This is a genomic window from Limosilactobacillus vaginalis (genome assembly GCF_025311515.1).
Taxonomy (GTDB): Bacteria; Bacillota; Bacilli; order Lactobacillales; family Lactobacillaceae; genus Limosilactobacillus; species Limosilactobacillus vaginalis.
The window spans coordinates 1,378,273-1,398,853 of record NZ_CP104399.1; the positions used below are offsets into that span (position 1 = coordinate 1,378,273).

Sequence of the window (20,581 nt, forward strand, 5' to 3'; positions counted from 1 at the left end):
TTGAATATCTTTATAATTCAATATATTTGTCAAAGATCCTTTCCAAATTATTAAAAAGGATACTTATATATGTGGTCATTTTATTGATTAATTTTTCAAAAATCAGTCTCCTACAAATAATATCTGCTATGATGCAAATTCCAAACACCACTAATGAAAAAATTAATCCAGCTATCAAATACTGTAATCCTGATTGTTCGTATAGTTTAGAAGATATTAACTGAGTCCAGATTATTGGTCTAACAAACGAATCCTCATGAATTAAATAAACGCCGAACATCGAGCCAGCAATATAGTTAATAAAGCTACTATTAAAATGGCAATTCTTAAAAAAAGAAAATAAAAAAATCGATGTTCCAATCACAATTGGACCATTTATATTAAAAGTATCTAGAATGCCATTAAGCAATTTTTGAGAATCTGCTAAATACGCGCATACAACTGCCAGTAATAATCCAACAACAGAGCCGATTGCTGTATATTTTTTGGAGTTCAAAATTTTTCCACTATATTTTCTGACATAAGCAGCGATGAAATATAGTAAAAAGAAAAACGTTGTTTGTGTATAACCAAAATTATCTAAGCTCGTATCTGGTTTCCCACTAAAAATGTTAAAACTTACTACTAAAATCGACCATAAAAACGTTAAGCCTATTATAAGAAGTATCAATTTAGGCTTATTTAATGAATTAATAATTATATTTAAAAAAGGCATTGCAAACAACATAATTACATATGCATATACAAACCAGTACCCACTAGGTAAAGGAAAAGGTAGCAAAATTGTCTTTAAAGAGGTCGGAACTAATAATTTTGTTTGCAATATAAATTTCAAAAAAATCCAAATTCCAAAACTGTAAAATATAGTTACTAGCATTAGATTAATTGGTCTTCTAAAGTTAAATTTCTTTTCACACAAAAAATAGGCACCAATTATTACAAAAATATCGACCCCTAATTTGCCAAAAAAGTGTAAAAATAAGTTAACTTTCAACGCACCTAAATATTGTGTATTATAAACCCACCACTTAAAGGTGCTATGGTAGGCATAGTGATGAATCACTATTGCAAACATACTCAATATCCGAAGTAATTCAATACTCGAATTTCGACTACTTCTCTTTATCATTTATTTCTCCTACTCTCTCTATAAAACCCAACCACAATCATGATCATCACGATCATTGTCGGCAATGCCGCTATAATGGCTACCGATTGAATATTATACATATTACTATTACTGATTAACAGTGCCATTGGCAATACCATAAACACAATTGCCCAAAATCCTCGAATCGCTTTACTAGGTTCTTCTTCGATTGATAAGTGCTTATATGAATATTTAGAGATAACCATAGTAATAGAATCAAACACGGTTGAATATAAACCAATCATTGCTAAAGCCAAAAGAATCAAGGCAATGCGATACTGAGGCAAAGTCTCCATTAGCTTAATGGCTACCTGGGCATAGTTTTTGCCATCTGAGATTAACTGGGTAGCGTTGACTAATCCTTGCACTTGGCGTGACATGCCAAAGCTACTTAACACAACGAAAGCACAGAAGGTTCCACCTAGTCCCCAAGTATAACCGCGTAAAACTACGTCCTTAATTGTTCGTCCCCGACTAATACTACCAATAAAAAATGGCGTGGCCACACACCAAACAATCCAATATGACCAGTAGTAGATTGTCCAGTTTTGGGTAAAACTATGGCTATGAGTTGTCGTCGCCATCCCGATGAAATTTTGGGTTAAATTCCCTACTGCCTGGACACCAGCATCGACAATATAACTAAAAGAACCGCTGAAAAGTAAAACATAGAGTAATAAGCCAATAAAGAAAACATAACAAATCGTACTTAACCGCGAAATTGCCTTCATTCCAATTACTGAAGCAATCAGATAAATTGAAACAACCACGCAAATTAAAATAATCGATAGTTGCTTAACCTGACGGATTCCAAAAAGGACACCAACCGTTTGCGACAATAAGGGCATGGACATGGAAAAAGTAGTCGCCGTTCCTGCAATTAAAGCAAAGATAGCGATTAAATCAATCAATTTTCCCGCTATGCCATCAGTATATTTATCCAGTAATGGTCGACAGGCTTCTGAAAATTTCTGTCGTTTGTTTTTGGTCACATATAGCATATAGGCAAATGCCACCGCCAACATTAGGTAAAACGACCAAGCAATCGGTCCCCAATGAAATAACGAATAGGTTAACGACCATTCCATTGTTGCCCCTTTTTGCTTGATAAACGGCTCACTGGAATACATTAGCCATTCACATAAGGCGTAAAAGATAATATCGGCTGACATGGTTGAAGTAAAAATCATGACTCCCCAGCGAAGGTTTGAATATTCGGGTTTGTCTGTTGAATCACCGAGCTTGATTCGGCCAATCCTTGAAAAAGCAGCGTACAGTGTACTGATAAAAAAGAACAATCCCACCAAAATATAGAGAAACGATAATTGATTATTTAAGAATGACCGAATACCTTCCAAAATGAGCTGTGAATTTTTAGGGAAGCGTTCTAATAAAAAACTCAGGCCAAAAACAACAATAATCGGAATAGTAACTAAGGACCAGTCAATTTGTTTATACTTTTTCACGATCCTATCCTCTCTTTGTCAGCCGCTGATCAACCTGTTTCAATTGGTCGACACTATCAATTTCGATAATATCATTAGCCGCAATTGGCATTACATATAATGAAAACTCATCAAAGTAATCAAACATGGCAATATCATCCCAGTAAATATCATAATGATGAGCATGTTCAAACTCTTCTTCTAAGTAGTCTTTCAGACGCAGACTATCTTCCGCTTGCCATTTTGATAGGCTATATAAGCGCCAACCATGATCATTTCCTGAACGGTCGCATTGTAAGATCTTACCATTTTGATCGGGATGCATAATCCATTCATCAGTAAACCGATCAATCTTTGCTCCAGCATATCCAGAATGGGTAAATTCCCTCTTTAATAATTTGGGATTCATTACTAACTGATCGCCATCGAGGATTACCGTGTTCTTTAATTCATTACGAGCCACATACAATGATGAGATATTATTGTACTGGTTATAGTACGGATTATTAATCAGCTTCACACCTGGATACTTTTCTCCCAGATAATTAAATTGCTTGGCTAAATAACCGACAACAATTGAAATATCATAAATTCCATTTTGGTGCAGTCCTTCAATTACTGATTCGACCATTGGCTTTCCCGCAACCCTAATTAGCGGTTTAGGTGTTTTATAGGTTAACGGACGCATCCGGGTGCCTAAGCCCGCTGCCATAATAATTGCGTTTTCTATTTCTGCCATCTTATTTCCTTTCCAAGTACCGAAGCACCTTTTGACTGTACTCTTTTGCGTACCGATACTGAGCTAATGAGTATTCACCAAAGTCTAAGCCTAATGACTGCTTGTATTCGCACCAATTACTCCAAAGCAGACCACATATAGCAACATAAGCGTAAATCTTATACCGAATAGCCTCACTGACTGAATGTTCAAAATATAAGTCGATTAAGTGATCTATCTGTGATTGATCGTACATTGAGTAAATTGCAAACATAGCAATATCGACATGTGGATCCTGCATTCCAGCATATTCCCAATCAATTAAGAAAATATTTCCTTGTTGATCAAACACAAAATTATCGGCATTCGCGTCAATATGACATAGCGTCCACTCTTTATCCAACCGCTCAATATATTGCAAGAGTCTTTCTACCTGTTGTTTCACCTTACCGTAATCACGATAAGCAGAAGGGACACTGCGTAACTGCTCATACTTATTAATTTGACCAGCTAAATCAAATTGATGATCAACTTTTAAGTTCTCCTGATGCATTTGTTTCAATAGATACATGCATTGTTGAACATCATCCCAATTATTAGGATCACAATTTCGGGAGTTTTCAATAAACTCAGTTAGTTTATAGCCGTTTTGGGGATTTAAATACAAGGTCCGTTCTACATAAGGTAATCCTTTAATCCTTTGGTAAACATCGTATTCTTGGTGACGATTAATTAATTGACCAGTTCCTGCTCCAGGGATCCGCATAATGTATCGTTTTCCCTGACAAGAAAAGATGAAGGAACGATTAGTCATACCTTTCTTCAAGACGTGGATCTGATTAATTGCTTCTCCAGGAACTTTTAGCGTCTGTTCAATTACATCAATTGCGTCATTTTTTAAATGATTGGAATTACCATCAAGATCACGCAATTCTTCATAAGAGTTGATTTCGGCATACTCATGCTCATCAACCAAGTTGGCATCAATCGCCGAACCATGAAAGTCTAAAGCCGATTCCCAAAACTGATTAAGTCCATCACGTGAGTCTACCCGATCAATTAATCGTTGTTTTAGTTGTTTTCCTAACTCATTATCCAGATATGCGAGGCCAACCATTCTATTGCCGTCTTGATTAACTGGCTTAATGTTTCCTCGATTAGTTACTTGCCAGTTTGAACCCGAATTAGTTTGTCGACTAAACATGTACCATGCTTGATCTTCAAGTTCTGAAAACGGATTGTTCTTAAACCAAAGATCACACGGGACAATATAACTATTTTCTAAATAATCCTTAGCCAGATACAATGAATACAGGTTATTCCATTCACCGTATTTAGTATTAACTACTAATTCAACCCCATATTGATCGATCAAGTATTCATAATGCTCTTTCATAAAGCCAACAACAATTTTAATCCGCTTGATCCCTTTAGCTTGAAGCTGCTTGATCAGGCGCTCAATTAACGGTTCTCCATTAATTTCTAGCAATCCTTTAGGCTCCTCGGTATTAATGGGAACCATCCGCATTCCAAAGCCAGCAGCTAAAATGACTGCCTGTTGCGGATGATGGTTTTCAATATACTCTTTTCCCTTAATCGTTAGAGACAGCTCCTCATTAAAGAAGCCATTCTGCTTCAACTGATCTAATAACTGATTAACCTTTCCTAAGGAGATATTCAGCTGACTTGCCAAGTCTCTTTGAGTTGCTTGAGTTTTTTTTAATTTTAATTTGAATAAATCTAGTAATTGTTTGTTCATATATTCTATCCTTTTATATAAAATTGAACAAAATAATTTTATCATTTTACAAACTATATTTAAATAATCAATTCTGAGTTACCTCCATAACATGTATGTGTAAAAAACTACTTGATAAGATACAACATAACTGAAGTGCAAGACAAAAGTTAGACAAAATTGAAATATTAAGCTGCTAAAGTATGATTTCGGTACTCAACCGGAGTCATACCTCTTGTTTTTAAGGTCGTTTTGACGTTGTTAAAGTACTGAACATATTTTTTTTGGGGGGGAAAGATCAGTTAGTTCCGTAATGTCTTTACACGTTGGAAAGCCTGCCAGTAATTCCGTCTTAAATAAGTGAAAGAAACTTTCTATTGGAGCGTTATCCAAGCATTTTTCCTTCCGTGACATACTTTGAATGAACCGATGATCTGCTAATTTTTTGGGTATAGTAACCTAACTGGTAGTGCCAACCTTGATTTGAATGGATAACCGGTTGTGTATCATCAGGTAAATTGTCAATCAATTCTGTTAGAGTTCGCATAATCAAATCTTTATTGGGGCTGGTACTAATCTGGAAAGCCAGGAGCTCTTGACTCGCTTCGTCAATCATTACTGAGATATAAGCCCATTGGTGATGGGCTAAACGAACCTGTGTCACATTAGTATGAATAACCTGATAAGGCCGAACTTCATTGAATTCTTGCTTCAATTTATTGTCTGCAACCTGACCAATGGTGCTGATATGATGAGTATTTACCATTCCGACGGCAATTGTATAAGCTTACTTGCACATCTAATTCACGCATTAACTTCCAAATTGTATCTCCCAACAAGTGTAATTTAAAATTATCCAGTTCTGCTTGAATGCGCCGATAACCCGCCGTCCAACGCCCTCGAATTTGAAACTGTTGAGCGATTTGAAGAATTACTTCCTTTACTTCACTATACTTGTCATGACTGTTAGCGATTCGTTTCCGTTCATCGTGATAGGTGGTCTTGGGAAGCTCAATGGTTTTAGGGAAATCACCAATCTTATTAACGTTACTTCTTGGGTAGAGATTCTTGATCGTCTCTGATCCGATTCACTATTTGAGTTTTCTTCCTGGCTTTGAGGACCCGAACAGAGGCAACGATTTTTTTAAGATATCACACTCCAACTTGGTGTCATAAAGTTCTTGATTTTTCTTCGCTAATTATTCTTTTAAGCGTTCTAACTCACTCTTGCCGGCGAGTTAACGGATTTATTTTTTGGTACGTTTCATTTTAGACGGCCTACCTTTCGGTTGAGGCTTCAAAGCTGTAATCCCGTCCCGTTCAAATTGTGAGCGCCATACAGAGATTTGTGCTGGTAAGATATCAAAACGAACCGCTACTTCAGCCATTGAATCCTCATGAGCTTGGTAGTAGTCTGCCACGTTTAACTTGAAATCGGTGGTAAAGGTTCGCTTATATCGTCGACGTTTAAAGGCACCGACCCCATTCAAACGGTATTGCCGAATCCATTTAGCTATTTTTTGTCTGTTAATCTGATATTTTTCACTTAAAGCATTAGCACTTTGTGAAGTTGATAGATATTCATTCACAATCTTCGTCTTTAATTCAGGTTTGTATTTGACCATATGAAAAGTGCCCCGCAATCATTAGATTTCTTGTCTAACAATTGTAGGGCACTTCAAGCCTCTCAAGCAGTTTATTTACATCAATTATTTTTTATTATTTTTTCTAAACTCTCTTTTAACTTCTTGTAATAGTTATTTTCGTAATAGAACTCTATACTTTGTTTTACCATCTTTGGGTTAAAAGTTATATTTGCCAATTGATTTATTTTATAAGCTAATTCTTTTACATTTCCTTGATGATAATACAATCCATTCTTACCATCTTTAACAATATCACTAAATCCTTTGAAATTCGAAGTAATACAAGGTACACCGTAACTTAAAGCTTCTAAAGCAACCATCGGTAACCCTTCAAATTTAGAAGTTAAAATTAATGCATTAGGTTTGATATCAGTCAAAATTATCTTCCAAGGATCATTAGTCCAAAAATGCCATCTTATTTCCTGTTCAATATTAAGCGACCTAGCATATTTCTTACATGCATCGATTTCATCAGGAGAGCCGAAAATATCAAGGGTCAGTTTAGAATAGTTATTATTATATTCTTTAATTCCATCAAAAAGTTCCTTTAAATTTTTTTGACCATTAAGGGTTATATGTCCAATAAATACCAATTTAATCTTATTGCTTTTGGGGGATATATTCGTTTCTCTCTTTTTGGAAATAGGATTAAAGATTAAATAAATTTTTTCTTTAGGAATTCCGAGCTCAATCATCTGGTCTCTGATACTTGAACTTATTGCTAAGTGATAATCAGCATAGAGCAAATTATGCGGATTAAACATATTTTGATCTTTTAAAGAATAGTGGATCCATGAAATTATATTCCACTTTTTGAAACATATTTTTTTATAAAAATAAGCTAATTTTAAAATATTGGCTCCCAAAATAATAACTTGGTCATCATTATTAATTCTTGAAAATGTCCTAGCCAAGTAACCACTTAGTTTTAATTTGGCCGTGCTAGATGGATAACTAATATTAATTTTCTGAGGTAATTTTTTAAGCCACGATTGATTTCCTGGATTATTTAATAATGTCAACGATATATCATAATCTAACGACATTCTTCTTATCACCTCAGATAAAACTGTTTCTATACCCCCATTTCCACTAACGGGTGAACAAATAAAATGTATTTTCATTATGTAACCTCTTTAATACGATAACTAATTTTTGTCGAACATCTTTAGATGAACCATTGGTTTCTTAAGCAATTTTGTTACAAAGCTTACTATTTTTAACTTTCTAAAGGCATATTGACGAATAGCCTCAACTATTGACCCTAAAATAAACCATCCCAAAGCTGTTAGAAGTATCAAAAATAACATAAAGAGTATATTCTTATCGTAAAAATAAGCGTATCTTCCTTTAAACCAAGCATAGACAATATAATTAGTTTGTAACAAGTAGGTACCGAAAGCTAATGTGCTAATATGTTCAATAAATCCTATAGTGTATCTTCCCTTAATATTTATATTTACAAATACCCAAAATAATAAAATGGCGTTTATTACCATTATAGGATTATTATAATTAAACCACTTAAACCAATTATCATATAATACTTTCCCTGATGAATAGCCATTGCTCCCTATTACCGTTAAGTTTACTATTACAGCTCCCAATATCGAAGCCATGAGATACATAAGTAAACTAAGATTAGGCTTTATTTTTAAACCATATTGTTTTAAATAAGCACCAAAAATATACATGATTATTAACCAGATTCCTGAGAAGCCATTATTTAATGCAAATGAGTCTTGATAAAATATCCCTCCTATACAACTTGTAATTATAAATAATAATAAACATAACTTTGAAAATTGTGATTTATTTAATTTTTTAATTCCATTATTAATAATTGGCATTAAGATAAAAAGCAATAAATAAGCGTTAAAATACCAGTATTGCTTGCTAAGTGTTGGGAATATACTAGCGAGCTCTTGAAAATGGTTTAAATATTGTGGAAGAAAAAGTAAAAAAAATAGCATTATTCCCCAAGAGAAAAAAAGTACCTGGAGCCATAGCTCAATTATTCTTTTTGCTTTTCTCTTTGCTTTTATTCCCACATATCCTGATATAAGAGCAAAGAGATTTACTGCAACATTGTTAAAAAAGGTTAATAGTAAAATTACTTGTGTATGGTATGTATTAACCTGATGTTCTAATAAACTCCCTCCATTTGACATGACGTGCAAGGTCATAATCATATACATAGATATTATTCGTAGCAAATCTACTCCATAGTTTCGTTCTTTCACCAATTTATCTTCCTCTAACATTTTATTATAAATTCTAAAGTATTATACTGAACTTATTAAGTATAATTGAGGTATTAACATGAAGCAACTATCCTTAAAAGAAATTCGTCGGCGTCTGCTTGGAATTCTTATAGAACTTGATGAGTTTTGTTCAGAAAATAATATTAAGTACTACTTATGCGCTGGCACCCTTTTAGGTGCTGTTAGACATAAGGGCTTTATTCCATGGGATGACGACATTGATATTTGTATGAGTCGTCCAGATTATGATAAATTGCTTTCTATTTCAAAAGAAAACGATACATTTCATAATCATTACAAAATTATTAGCTACCAGAATGGCACAACACATTATCCCTTTATAAAAGTCTTAGATACAGAAACATATACACAACAAAGTTACACCAATGAGACAAATGAGAATTCATTATGGGTAGATATTTTTCCATTTGATGGGGTACCAGAAAATATTTCAGAAAGAAAAAAGCTTTATCGAAAGGAACTGTTTATTCGCAAAATTCTTAATCTCAATTTTGCGAAGCCTGGAGACGGGAAATCAAGAGTAAGAGCTCTTGCCAAACTACCTTTAATTCCATTTGCAAAAATATATGGAATCAATAGAGCAAACAAAGAAATCGATAAATTGTGCAGAACATATAATTACGATTCTTCTAATTATGTAGGCGACATTGTTTGGGGAGATTATGACAAAGAAATTATTAAAAAAGAAGATTTTGATAATTATGTCAATATTGAATTTGAAGGGTACCAATTTAAAACAATGTCAAACTGGAATCACTATCTAAGTGAACTTTACGGTGATTATATGAAATTACCACCCATTAATCAACGTGAGAATCATCAACTAAAAGCATGGATTCGATAAAGAGAAACTACTGTCAACAAGATATTGCTGACAGTAGTTTCTCTTTAATGATTATGACGCGACCTTAAGATAAAAGCTACCGAAGCAACATGGTAAAACCTTACCTTTATTGCGAGGATTGGTAACATTCTAAAGCATTTACAATCACTAATTTTTATATTACTTATTGCATTTTTTATTATTGTCTTTTTAATTACTTCTTTTAATTGCTCTAATTTTTCGGAATAGCTTTTAGGATTCTCAATATCAAAAACTTCATGCACCATCATTATATTCAAGTGCATTAATACGTAAATCCTATATGATTTTTTTAACTCAGGAAATAATGCTATCCTTTTCTCTGTGATATTTAAAGCAGTTAAATAATCGTCTACCTTTCGAGGATCAAAGGTCCTCATTACTGAATTTTTATTATTTCGATAATAATAAAAGTAATTAATTCTCTCATCTATTATCCTAGTATGAAGGAGATATTGGACCATAAAATCCCCATCTTCTGCTAATCGTAGATTCTCATTAAAGGATATGTGATTTTCTTTAATAACTGATAAATTGAATATTTTCCCCCATACCGTCATATACCTAGTAGGATTTTCTAACATTTTCTTAGAAAAATCTATTACATCATTTCCCTTTATAACTTTATTTTCCTTGATAATTGTTTGCTTATTACCATCATTTAAATAATTAAAAATAATAAGATCCCGGTTTTCAATCAAACAATTAAATAAATATTTATCCCATCCATCATTCAACGTATCGTCAGAGTCAACAAATAGGATATATTCGCCAGTTGCATTATCTAATCCATTATTCCTTGCCGATGAAACTCCACTATTTTGTTGTTTAATAATTTTAATTCTTTTATCAATTCCTATAATTGTATAAATCGAATCATCTGTTGAACCGTCATCAACAACAATAACCTCTATATTTTCTTTAGAATTAATTATGCTCTTAACACATCTTTTTAGCAAACTCCCACTATTATAATTTGGAATAATAATACTTAGCTTTACCATCCGGGTATCACTTCCTTTTCAACATCTCTATCAATTCATAAGATCGAGGTAGTTCAACTTTCCTTATAAAAAACGCATCAGAATTTCTTATTTTACTAAAATCGCTCTTATCTAGAATTGCAGGAAAACTGTTATTTCTCTTATGCCAATCAATATAACGATGATTATTAGTGTCAATTCGCTTAGCAAAAGATTTATTATTTCTTAAAATTGTTGGCACCCAAAATTCATCCGAACAAAATCCAGTTTTAAACATTTCTAATACATTAGAATTTTCATTTAAATAATGAATCAAATACTCAACCGAATCTCGTGGTAAATCTACCCACTGAGATCCATTGTAAAGAGTTAAAGCAATACCCAATTTCTTTAGCTTATTAATTCTTAAAATTTTTTGCAAAATAATACTAAATCTATGATAAATCTTGCCAAAATTACTTTTGCGATTTATCTTATCATAATTAAAATAATATTTTTGCCAATCTACTAGTGATTCACCTGCTTTTCTATATTTAGCAGACTCATAATTCCAAATATACAGATGTGAATTATTTTCAAAGAAATTATATATTTTAGCAGTATCAATTGCTGGCCAATCTTGACCAGATATAAGATGAAAATATGATATATTTTTATTTTTTAATGCTAAGTTAATTAAATCTATGGTTGCCTGAACAATACTCCATGCCCCCCAATGAACATTTTGTGTTGATATATAATTAATCTTTAGCGTATCTAATAATTTTTTTTGACGTTCTGTTATTTTAGTTTTCTTATCTATGTGAATATAAATCTCAAACTTATCTTTAAGAATTCTAGATAATTCAATGACCTGATCAATATTTTTGTGTGCCAAAATTAAAACAGCTTGCATTTTATTTCTCCTATAAAAAAGCATCCATGAATAACTAGAACACTAAAAATTCACAGATGTTTTCTTTTCTAAACTAATCAACTGTTATTGCCTGTCCACCATATTCCCTGGCAAACTGAGCAGTTGTGATCCAACCTTTTGCCCCATAATCATATGCGTTCCAGCCGAATGATCCTTGATTAGCATAACTATAGCAAGGATCAAAAATCCGGAACCAACCATTTTGGTAACCTACAATTACCTTAGCATGATTATGATGTGTATAAGAGCTTTCGTACCTTGAATATCCATAATAAAGTACTGGTCGGCCTGAATTAATTGTATCAATTATTTCTTGTACACTACTTCCAGAAATATTTCTAACAGAAGCGTCAAAGTGGTGTGCAAGTTCTACTAGGGAATCAGGTTGGATAATTAAGTAGAATCCTGCTCCATTATAAACATTTCCTGCCTGGCGATATTGTAAAAGATTTACAGCCTGTCCCATATTAATATATTCTTTAGGGCTTAACATCATTGCCAAAGAGTAAACCGAACAGCCTTCTCCAACAGGAAACTGACTATACCATTGAGGAAACCATAGCCGTCCACTATTATCAGCATGGTAAGTCCAACCATTAACATTTACCCACCGATTTTGGTACATATTAGCATTAACCGGATCAAAATAGTATTCAATTCCATTAATGACATGATACCCTGTATCTGCCCATGCATTAGTTGGATCGAAATAGTACCAGTAACCATTAATTCGTTGCCAATTTGTTAATGCATTCGTATTTACTGAATCAAAATAGTACCATAATCCAGCCTGTGATTTAAACCAGCCAGTTCTTGCATCCGCATTAGTTGGATCAAAATAGTACCAATAACCATTAACCCGTTGCCAATTTGTTAATGCATTACTACTCGTATTGTTAAAATAATACCAGTAACCTTTAATTTTTTGCCATCCTTTTAAGGCGTTAGCATTTGTATTATCAAAATAGTACCAATAGCCTGCTGGGGACTTAAACCAGCCCAACTTACTTGCACCTTTACTATCAAATAAATACCAAAAGCCTGCTGGGGACTTAAACCAGCCAATAGAAGCTGTTCCATCATTGTTGAAATGATACCAAGAACCATTTAGTTTTTGCCAGCTATTAAAGGCAAAGCTGTTTGCACTTCGATTGTAATAATAGACATGACCGGCGATTTGATTTAACCCATCATTAAGAGTAGTAGTATCAATCACTCCAGTTAATGGATTGAACTTATAGGTGTGACCATTCACCGTAAGTTCAGTTTGCCGAATACCGGTACTTGGATCGTAATACTTTAATAGCTTAGTATTAGCATCAACTAACATTCCCTTTAATTGGTGCCCAGATGCTGGATCGAAGTAATAGTAATTACCACTAATTAAAGTATCACCGCTTGCCATTTGTGCATTTTCTGGTTTGAAGTAATAAGTGTTACCACCAAGGTTTTGCCAACCAAGATATGCACTCCCATCATCCTTAAAGCCATACCAATGACCGTCAACATACTGCCAACCAGTCCTCATTGCACCAAATATTCCATCAGCTTTATCATTCAGGTAATAGAAATTATTGTTGATCTTCTGAATACCACTTTCTAGAACTGCGGTTTCTGGATTCATGTAGTACCAATTACCATGAAGATAGTTCCAGCCGGTATATGCACTACCATCGCCTTTAAAGCCATACCAGTTACCATCAACATACTGCCAACCAGTTTTCATTGCACCATACGTACCATCATGTTGTTCGTTTAGGTAGTAGGTTTTATTATTAATCTTTTGAATTCCAGTTTCCATCTTGGCGTTATCTGGATTCATGTAGTACCAGTTATTATCAATGTTTTGCCAATCTTTATTTTGATTACCATTGTTAAAGTGATACCAATCGTTGCCAGAAGTTTGCCAACCATTCGCACTTTGGCCACTAGTATTCTTCCAAGTACCATTTTGATTCGTATAGCCGTTAATGTTAGTAGTTATATTTGAATCATTAGACTTGTCATTATTACCTAAAAAGTACTCGTTTTGAGTTGAAGTGACTTCAGTATTATCAGAAGCAGACACTTGATTAAAATTAGCTGAGACTGCAAATGATAATACTGCAACCGCTGCAGTAACCCAAAGCTTCCCTGATTTATAAAGCTTAAAATGTTTTTTCATAACTACCCTCTCAAATAAAAATAATTTAACACTAGTAATATATCACTATTTTTTATTTCTTCCTACATGTTAATCATAAAAAAATTACAATTTGTTAACAGATCTTAATATTATTGAAATTAAACAATTAGTATTAGGAATTATAATAGTTATCGTTATATAAATTTTTTAGGAGGATTATAGTGACTCAGAAGAACCATATCTATCTTGCTTCAACATTAACATTATTATCTTTATCAACCTCGTTATATTTAAATTCTAAAAACGTTCAAGCTGATACTAACCAGGTACAGACCGAACAAGTAAATTCAAATGCCAATTTAGGTGCTAATTCCGCTTCAACACAAAGTCAAAGCGCCTCTTCAGCAAGTGCTTTTGCTACTAGTTCCAATAATGTAGCTAGTGAAAGCACTACTGAACCAACGCAATCATTAAGTATCAACAGTCAAAATTCAGCTGCACCAGCAACCGCATATACAACCGTAAAGGCAGCTGCACAAACTGCTTATGATGGCACACCAGTAATCAATATTGGTGACGCTAACTACCCTCGAGTAGATGCTGTTGACATTAGTGGATATCAAGCTAGTATGACCGCCAACAACTTTGTCACCCTAAAAAATCTCGGAGTTAAAACAGCAATTGTAAAGGTTACTGAAGGGACATATTACATTAATCGATATGCTGGCCAACAAATTAACTATGCTAAAAATGCCGGATTAAATGTTCAAGTTTATCACTATGCCAAATTCGGTAGCCAAGGTGCCGCCATTAACGAAGCTAATTACCTAGCAAATGAAATGGAAGCCTTAGGACTAGATAAAAACACCTTAATTTATGCTGACATGGAAGATACAACTACCAAATATTACGGAGTTGCTAACCATTTAAATGCTTTCTGGAATCAATTAAATAATCGTGGCTTTACTAACCATGCAGTCTATGCCTCAACCTCTTATGATCAAACTTATAATGTTAGTTCAACAGTTGGGAAAAACCGTACTTGGATTGCTCAATACCTTTATTCACCATCTTCAACTAACCTAAGGAACCAGAACTATGGAGCATGGCAGTTTAATGCCCATGGCCGCATTCCTGGATATAATGGTGACTTAGATATCTCGATCGATTATCAAGGGTTAGTCGCCAACTCGGGGGAATGGTCTAACAATAATGGGAAATGGTCATATTCAATTAATGGTAATAATGTTACTGGCTGGCAACGAATAAATAATAACTGGTACTACTTCAACCAAGATGGCACCGCGCAAACTGGCTGGTATCAATCAGGTGCTGGCAACTGGTATTACTTTGACTATACTAATGCCTGGGCTTTAACTGGTTGGCAATATATTAATAATAATTGGTATTACTTTGATTACAGTAATGCATGGGCTGACAAAGGTTGGCAATTCATTAATAATAACTGGTATTATTTCGACCCAATGAATGCTTGGGCACTGCGTGGTTGGCAAACAATTAACGGTAATCGTTATTACCTTGACCCTAGTAACGTTTGGGCACTCAAAGGATTTCAATATTTAGACAATGCTTGGTATTATTTTGATGATAGTAATGCCTGGTTGAGTCATGGTTGGCGCTACAATGGTGGACAATGGTATTACCTAAGTCCAAGTACTGGTCAACTAGAAAGCGGTCTTCAAACAGTTAACGGCAAAGTTTACTATCTTCAGCCAAATCACAATGGCTACTTTGGTGCAATGCAGACTGGTTGGTTTAACTTAAGTAACCATTGGTACTTCTTTAATAACGGTGGTGATGCTGCTACCGGATGGTTTAAATCACCAGCTGGAGCTTGGTATTACTTTGACAATAATGGTCAAGCACGCACTGGATGGCAGACCATTAACGGTAACCGTTATTACTTCGACTCAAATAATGCCTGGGCCGATACTAATTGGCAATATATTAGTAATAATTGGTATTATTTTGATCCAACTAATGCCTGGATAACTAAAGGATGGTTTAAGTCGCAAGCAGGATTATGGTATTATTTCGATAATGACGGAAAGGCTGAAACTGGTTGGCAGATTATTAATGGGCATCGTTACTATTTTGATTTAAATAATGCCTGGGCTTTAACCAGTTGGCAAAAGTTAGACAATAATTGGTACTATTTTGATCCTATTAATACTTGGGTAACCACAGGCTGGTTTAAGTCTCCTGCTGGAGCTTGGTATTACTTTGACGTTAATGGTCAGGCACGTACTGGATGGCAGACTATTAACGGTAATCGGTATTATTTCGACCCAAGTAATGCCTGGGCTGATACCAATTGGCAATATATTAATAATAATTGGTACTATTTCGATAATGACGGAAAAGCTGAAACTGGTTGGCAAATTATTAATGGGCATCGATACTACCTCGATAACGATGGTAAAGCAGTAACTGGCTATCAATATATTGACGGTAAGCTCTATCACTTTGACCAAGAGAATGCATGGCTATTAGCTGATTAAAAATCAAACCCCTGTTGAAATAACTCACCTTTGGGTGGTGGTATTTCAACAAGGGGTTCGGATAATCGAGTAGGAGGTAATTGATTAATTCAATTACCGACCTCTCACACCACCGTACGTACGGTTCCGTATACGGCGGTTCGACAACTTAATCACTTTTAAATTGGGCTCTACAATTTTAAGTACTGATGAACTTAACATCAGTGCTTATTTTGGTTTAAATTTAAAATAAAAAACGAAAGATGGCTTGAACCCCCGTCTTCGTTTAAGAAAGGACCATCTCTCATGGATTATTCTATAGGAGTTAAAGATTGCCACTTAGAATTAGATACGCAGCGCTTCACCGAGTCGATTGAAGACCAAGGTAGTCGGATTGTCATTCATTTGATTCAGTCTTATCCCATAAATTGCCCACACTGTGGTCAACCAATGCTTAAAAATGGTTTCAAAACAGTTAATGCTTCTCGGCCCATCACTGCACTATAAGCCAACTATTTGGTCAATTAGAAAGCAAAAATACATCTGTAAACCTACTAATGATTGCCCTACGACGATCACCAAATTCGCTACAGTTAAGGATATCGATTACCGTAATCATATTACTTGGGCTATTAAGCAACGGGCAATGATGCTTTTAACGACTAATCAATCACAAAAAGATTTAGCCAAAGTTCTTGGTGTTTCTGATTGAACGGTCCGTCGTGTTATTACCAACCTCGATCGTTTTTTCAAGACCAACTACCGTTGGCTACCCCGTCATATTGCTTTTGACGATTTTAAATCAGGGAAGATGGCGCCTAGTGGAATGAGTATGATTTGATAAGCATTGCGAATCACCGGGCTTTGGATATTATTCTATCCCGATGTAACCGTTATTTACGTAACTATTTTCTCCACTATGATCGTTTAACACGATTAGCCGTCCAAACAGTTACGGTAGATTTATACACTCCATATCAACGATTAATTCATGAACTGTTTCCGCACGCCATCATTATTGCCGACCACTTTCATGTCGTCGCCCAAGCATACCGCGCTCTTAATCAGATCCAAGTTCAAGCAATGAATCGGGCTGGTAAGGGAACTCATCAATGGCGTGCCTTAAAACGTTTTTGGAAACTCATTTTAACTCCATCTAGTGAGCTTAAGTATGATAATTACTGGCGTTGGGCTAACTTCGGTTATGCTCAATTAGCAGATGTCGAGGTTATCCACCGTCTACTTAGCTTTGATGAAGAGCTCAAGCAGGCGATCTAATTTTTGCCATTAGTCAACGGAGTCAGCATCGCTTAAATCAACAACTACTCACTACCAAACTAACCATTCTTTCTCAACCACTCCAAAAGGTGCAGAGAACCTCGCGTCAACACAAGAAAGAAATTCTCCATAGCTTTAAGTATGTGACTTATACTAACGGTCCCGTTGAAGGAACTAATAATAAAATTAAAGTTATTAAACGAGTTGTCTATGGTTTTCGGAGCTTTGATTATTTCCGAAATCAGAATTCTACTAGCCTTGTCGAATACCTATATTGCGATTAACTGGAAAAACAAGTAAACAGCCCGTACCAAGATTCAGGCACGAGCTACTTAATAAAGTTATTCTATTTTCTTGTCAGTACTTCTTCTTATAGTCTGTCAAGTACTATTCTTTGTAAAAAATGTGTATACTAAAAATACTTCAAAAATGGTTTTTTTGAAGTCATTCATTATATAAATGCAAGATCATTTAATGAGCAGTTTTGTTATAATCGTAAACTTGATTAGTGCGAACCAAATTTATGATCGTTCTATTTAAATGATTAGCACATGCAATAAGAGCCACCAAATCATGTTTAGAGTATGGTGTATTTTGCAAGTAAAAAGTGCAGAGAAATGCAATGACTTTTTACATAGTCTTGCAGCCCACTTCTTATTTTATTTAGTTATTTGATAATGCATTCTTTAATCGATAGCTTTCTCCAGTAAAACTAACAATATGCGCATGGTGAATCAGCCGATCTACTAATGCTGCTGTTAATCTTGGATCAATAAATACCTTATTCCACTGACTAAATTCCAAGTTGCTCGTGATAATAATACTCTTAGTTTCATACCAGTCACTTATGAGTTGAAATAATAATTCTGATCCTGTTTTACTGAATGGTACATATCCCATTTCATCTAATATGATCAGCTGATACTTGTGGCATTTCTTTTTGAAACGTTCTATTGAGAGACTTTTCCATTCTTGTTCCAACTGATCTACTAGTTCTGCTACCCGCCAGAATTTTACATTAATGCCGTTTTCGATTGCTTTAACTCCTAATGCAGTTGCTAAGTGAGTTTTACCTGTTCCAGGTGTACCAACGAAAACGGCGTTTTCGTTTTTATCAATAAAGCTTAAATTCAGTAATTGTTGCTTAGAATCTGGTGTCGAAAAATTGATTTGTTCACGCCAAATATAATCGTTTAAGGTTTTTCGTTTTGGAAATTTTGCTTGGTTATAAAGCCTGGTAATCTTCTTATCGTACCTAATCTCAATTTCCTTTTTAAGTAGGCCTAAAAGCCATGCCGATTTATCATCTTCAGGGAATTAATTTAACTTTGCTATATTAGCCATATTTGATAATCGCAATTCTGTACATGCTTTGGCTAGTTCTTGATTATTCAATTAAGTGACCTACTTTCTGTCTCTTGCTAGTTGATCGTAACTTTTCATATTGACACTGAGCTCTTCCGAAGTTGGTGAAATCCCGACTAGCTCGTAAAACCGTTCATTGATCTCTTTCAATGGATGAGTGCTTAAGAGTGTTATTAGTTCGTCTATTCGGTTGGTTTGTAACCGCCAGTCTTCTGTTGAAAGATAGTAAGCAATTCGTTTGGGAAGGTATTTCCAGTATCTAGAATAGGTCATTGACCGTGGCTTCCTCTTCCAAGTAATAAAAACGCTTGACCACTCAATAGCGCGTTTCTTAGTTAGGTAAGGGCGTCGCCCTTTACTAACAATTTCGCCATTTAGATCATAAATTGTATAACTGGTTGCGGTAAGAACGCAGGTTAATGAAAGCATTGTTTTAGCCATTGGAATATGTATCCTGGTTTTATCAATTGTTACTTCGTTATACCGGTTTGGTTTAACTTCAAATTGCTTAAAAACTGGATAATCTATATCAGGCAATTTCAAAAATGATGTTTGTTCTTCTTGCCATAGGTCACTAATCTTTTTCCTCTTTTCATAGTGTACTCGTTGCGAATCTTTTTTTAGTTTATCGGCTAGTCGTTGATTCAAATTTTCAAAACTAATTAGCTTAGGGCTGGTTGAAAAAAAGTTGTATCTAACATAACCAACTTTATTTTCAACACTTCCTTTCTCATATCCACTTCGTGGATTACATGTTTGAACCTTAAATCCATAATGCAAAGCAAACGATTGGAATTCCTTTGTTAAACGAGCTTTTTCATATCTGGTTTTACTACGAACAACTGCAGTAGACATATTATCAATTCGTATAACGGTAGGTACCCCATTTATTTGCTTTAAAATCTGTTTGATTCCTTCTAATAAGCATTCTTGATTTTCTGCTGGTAATGCAATACCAAAAGCACGGTTACTGAAGGGGAAGGTCATTACTAATATTTTAATATCTACAAAGGATCCGTCTTTTTCGACTTCCATCGTGCCAAAGTCTAATTGCGCTTCACCTGCAGGATGTTCTAGTCTTTCATATCCTAAATCTTTTACTTCTCCTTTGTCAGTATGTGTTGCCTTCCATTCTTGTACAAAATTACAAACGGTTCTGTATGATCCTGGAAATCCTGATTCAATTAGGTCATTAAAAAACTGTTTATTTGTTCGACGTTTCTTCCTTGGTAATTTAAAGTCTTCAGTTAGCCAAAGGCTAACAATATCTCCCCATTTCTCTTCATACATCATACCGGATCTTTTATGGAGTTTAATCTTAGGGACAAAGTCTTTATCAGCATACTTTTTTGCTGTTCGCCAATTAATATTTAAAGACTTTCGAATTGATTCAATAGACTGATCGTGATTATTTCTTAAATTCCTGATAGTATTAATATCGGTCATTGCTAACATACCTTTCTACCTCCAAAGTTTTGATGTCGCAAAACTAACTTTAGAGGAAAGTGGGCTGTTAGACAATGGCCTTTTTCATTACACAATTATGTATTATTATGTTGCATAATTGTG

At 34.5% G+C, this 20,581-nt stretch carries 15 protein-coding genes and 2 pseudogenes; 3 read left to right on the plus strand and 14 right to left on the minus strand.

Features of this window, described 5'->3' with window-relative positions; genetic code table 11:
- Positions 1–10: 10 nt before the first annotated feature.
- The 9 genes from N4627_RS06925 to N4627_RS06975 all read right to left on the minus strand — a co-directional run bounded on the left by N4627_RS06925 (position 11) and on the right by N4627_RS06975 (position 8,961).
- Positions 11–1,129: an acyltransferase family protein gene (locus N4627_RS06925; protein ID WP_260964416.1), complete on the minus strand. Its 1,119-nt coding sequence runs from the start codon at positions 1,127–1,129 to the stop codon at positions 11–13.
- Positions 1,126–2,616: a BCCT family transporter gene (locus tag N4627_RS06930; protein ID WP_260964417.1), complete on the minus strand. Its 1,491-nt coding sequence runs from the start codon at positions 2,614–2,616 to the stop codon at positions 1,126–1,128. Before N4627_RS06930 ends, N4627_RS06925 begins: the two co-directional genes overlap by 4 nt.
- 4 nt (positions 2,617–2,620) lie before the next feature.
- Positions 2,621–3,334 (minus strand): NTP transferase domain-containing protein, encoded by a 714-nt coding sequence (locus N4627_RS06935; RefSeq protein ID WP_003716773.1) that lies wholly within the window; start codon positions 3,332–3,334, stop codon positions 2,621–2,623.
- A gap of 1 nt (position 3,335) precedes the next feature.
- Positions 3,336–5,072: a phosphotransferase gene (locus tag N4627_RS06940; protein ID WP_260964419.1), complete on the minus strand. Its 1,737-nt coding sequence runs from the start codon at positions 5,070–5,072 to the stop codon at positions 3,336–3,338.
- 167 nt (positions 5,073–5,239) lie between these two features.
- Positions 5,240–5,353 carry an IS3 family transposase gene (locus N4627_RS06945; RefSeq protein ID WP_390893942.1) on the minus strand — a complete coding sequence of 38 codons (114 nt, stop codon included), beginning with the start codon at positions 5,351–5,353 and terminating at the stop codon, positions 5,240–5,242.
- Between the two features lie 83 nt (positions 5,354–5,436).
- Complete coding sequence (locus N4627_RS06960; RefSeq protein WP_390893929.1) at positions 5,437–5,817, minus strand: DDE-type integrase/transposase/recombinase; 381 nt, start codon at positions 5,815–5,817, stop codon at positions 5,437–5,439.
- A gap of 481 nt (positions 5,818–6,298) precedes the next feature.
- Positions 6,299–6,676, minus strand: a complete 378-nt coding sequence (locus tag N4627_RS06965; protein ID WP_260964420.1) for a transposase — start codon at positions 6,674–6,676, stop codon at positions 6,299–6,301.
- Between the two features lie 80 nt (positions 6,677–6,756).
- Complete coding sequence (locus tag N4627_RS06970; protein ID WP_260964422.1) at positions 6,757–7,821, minus strand: glycosyltransferase; 1,065 nt, start codon at positions 7,819–7,821, stop codon at positions 6,757–6,759.
- A 24-nt stretch (positions 7,822–7,845) separates the two neighbouring features.
- Positions 7,846–8,961: an acyltransferase gene (locus N4627_RS06975; RefSeq protein WP_260964424.1), complete on the minus strand. Its 1,116-nt coding sequence runs from the start codon at positions 8,959–8,961 to the stop codon at positions 7,846–7,848.
- 58 nt (positions 8,962–9,019) lie between these two features.
- Between N4627_RS06975 and N4627_RS06980 the strand changes: the two genes are divergently transcribed.
- Positions 9,020–9,826 carry a LicD family protein gene (locus N4627_RS06980; protein WP_260964426.1) on the plus strand — a complete coding sequence of 269 codons (807 nt, stop codon included), beginning with the start codon at positions 9,020–9,022 and terminating at the stop codon, positions 9,824–9,826.
- Between the two features lie 44 nt (positions 9,827–9,870).
- On the opposite strand, the gene N4627_RS06985 is transcribed toward N4627_RS06980, so the two are convergent.
- The 3 genes from N4627_RS06985 to N4627_RS06995 form a co-directional block, all read right to left on the minus strand.
- On the minus strand, positions 9,871–10,848 hold the full coding sequence (locus N4627_RS06985; protein ID WP_260964428.1) for a glycosyltransferase family 2 protein: 978 nt from the start codon (positions 10,846–10,848) through the stop codon (positions 9,871–9,873).
- A gap of 7 nt (positions 10,849–10,855) precedes the next feature.
- Positions 10,856–11,722: a beta-1,6-N-acetylglucosaminyltransferase gene (locus N4627_RS06990; protein ID WP_260964430.1), complete on the minus strand. Its 867-nt coding sequence runs from the start codon at positions 11,720–11,722 to the stop codon at positions 10,856–10,858.
- A 73-nt stretch (positions 11,723–11,795) separates the two neighbouring features.
- Complete coding sequence (locus tag N4627_RS06995) at positions 11,796–13,907, minus strand: C39 family peptidase (RefSeq protein WP_260964432.1); 2,112 nt, start codon at positions 13,905–13,907, stop codon at positions 11,796–11,798.
- A 182-nt stretch (positions 13,908–14,089) separates the two neighbouring features.
- Here N4627_RS06995 and N4627_RS07000 point away from each other — a divergent pair, with 182 nt between their 5' ends.
- Both N4627_RS07000 and N4627_RS09250 read left to right on the plus strand, forming a co-directional pair.
- Entirely contained in the window at positions 14,090–16,390 is a 2,301-nt protein-coding gene (locus tag N4627_RS07000) for a GH25 family lysozyme (protein WP_260964434.1), read from the plus strand.
- A gap of 285 nt (positions 16,391–16,675) precedes the next feature.
- A pseudogene (locus N4627_RS09250) lies at positions 16,676–17,947 on the plus strand (ISL3 family transposase).
- A 363-nt stretch (positions 17,948–18,310) separates the two neighbouring features.
- Here the strand turns inward: N4627_RS09250 and istB are convergent.
- Together istB and istA are read right to left on the minus strand one after the other, a co-directional pair.
- A pseudogene (gene istB / locus N4627_RS07015) lies at positions 18,311–18,934 on the minus strand (IS21-like element helper ATPase IstB); the annotation flags it as partial.
- Between the two features lie 117 nt (positions 18,935–19,051).
- Positions 19,052–20,467 (minus strand): IS21 family transposase, encoded by a 1,416-nt coding sequence (gene istA / locus N4627_RS07020; RefSeq protein WP_152378542.1) that lies wholly within the window; start codon positions 20,465–20,467, stop codon positions 19,052–19,054.
- Positions 20,468–20,581 lie beyond the last annotated feature (114 nt).

Excerpts from the sequence above, each read along its gene's own strand:
- N4627_RS06990 (WP_260964430.1), bottom strand. The coding sequence starts at position 11,722 with ATGCAAGCTGTTTTAATTTTGGCACACAAAAATATTGATCAGGTCATT.
- istA (WP_152378542.1), bottom strand. The coding sequence starts at position 20,467 with ATGTTAGCAATGACCGATATTAATACTATCAGGAATTTAAGAAATAAT.
- N4627_RS06980 (WP_260964426.1), top strand. The coding sequence starts at position 9,020 with ATGAAGCAACTATCCTTAAAAGAAATTCGTCGGCGTCTGCTTGGAATT.
- N4627_RS06970 (WP_260964422.1), bottom strand. The coding sequence starts at position 7,821 with ATGAAAATACATTTTATTTGTTCACCCGTTAGTGGAAATGGGGGTATA.
- N4627_RS06965 (WP_260964420.1), bottom strand. The coding sequence starts at position 6,676 with ATGGTCAAATACAAACCTGAATTAAAGACGAAGATTGTGAATGAATAT.
- N4627_RS06935 (WP_003716773.1), bottom strand. The coding sequence starts at position 3,334 with ATGGCAGAAATAGAAAACGCAATTATTATGGCAGCGGGCTTAGGCACC.
- N4627_RS06975 (WP_260964424.1), bottom strand. The coding sequence starts at position 8,961 with ATGTTAGAGGAAGATAAATTGGTGAAAGAACGAAACTATGGAGTAGAT.
- N4627_RS06960 (WP_390893929.1), bottom strand. The coding sequence starts at position 5,817 with ATGGTAAATACTCATCATATCAGCACCATTGGTCAGGTTGCAGACAAT.
- N4627_RS06985 (WP_260964428.1), bottom strand. The coding sequence starts at position 10,848 with ATGGTAAAGCTAAGTATTATTATTCCAAATTATAATAGTGGGAGTTTG.
- N4627_RS06995 (WP_260964432.1), bottom strand. The coding sequence starts at position 13,907 with ATGAAAAAACATTTTAAGCTTTATAAATCAGGGAAGCTTTGGGTTACT.
- N4627_RS06940 (WP_260964419.1), bottom strand. The coding sequence starts at position 5,072 with ATGAACAAACAATTACTAGATTTATTCAAATTAAAATTAAAAAAAACT.
- N4627_RS06925 (WP_260964416.1), bottom strand. The coding sequence starts at position 1,129 with ATGATAAAGAGAAGTAGTCGAAATTCGAGTATTGAATTACTTCGGATA.